Consider the following 640-nt stretch of genomic DNA (forward strand, 5'->3'; position numbering starts at 1 on the left):
CCCAGTCGTGTTCGTGCTTCGGACCGGCCTGTGGGCGGCCGGTTTCGGCGGTGTTGGTGGTGTAGTCCCACGCTTCGGCGAGGACCTCGGCTTTGCTCGCCTGGGCCCAGGCGATGATCTTCTCGAAGTACAGCGCCCGGTCCACGAACTGCGCCTGATGCCGCTGGAACGGACTCAAGCCATCGGCCGCACTACTGCCGGGCGAACTACTGCCGGGCGAACTGCTGCCGGTCGGACTGCTGTCGGTCGGTAGCGGCTGGCCCGGTTCGTTGTCGCTATCGCGCTCGGTGCGGAGATGCTCGGTGCGGAGATACTCGGAGTAGAGGAATTCCTCGCGCAGGTCATCATCGAACAGGTGCTCGGGCGGCACAGCGGCGAACACCTCGGTCAGGTCCAGGCCGGCCGGCAGAGGCGGACCATCAGGCATCTCACGGCGATAGAGCGCCCGGCCGACAGCATCCGTTACGACAGTATCCGCCAGGAAGGGGTCCGGGCTGAAGGGATCGGCATTGAAGGGATCGGTATCGACGTCTTCGAGCGCGTCGTACGGAGCGAACTGACCGAGGCCCTCGGCAACCTCGAACCGCCAGTCGGCCTGGCACTGCGCCCAGAACGCATCAAATTCAGCGCGCTCCTCGGG

Annotated in this window: 1 protein-coding gene; it reads right to left on the reverse strand. The window is 65.9% G+C overall.

What is annotated here, in order from left to right; genetic code table 11:
• Positions 1–640 (reverse strand): hypothetical protein (locus tag QMK22_RS17465; RefSeq protein WP_283498927.1); only part of this gene is annotated, 640 nt, incomplete at both ends.

This window comes from Cryobacterium sp. PH29-G1, from assembly GCF_030063365.1.
GTDB lineage: Bacteria > Actinomycetota > Actinomycetes > Actinomycetales > Microbacteriaceae > Cryobacterium.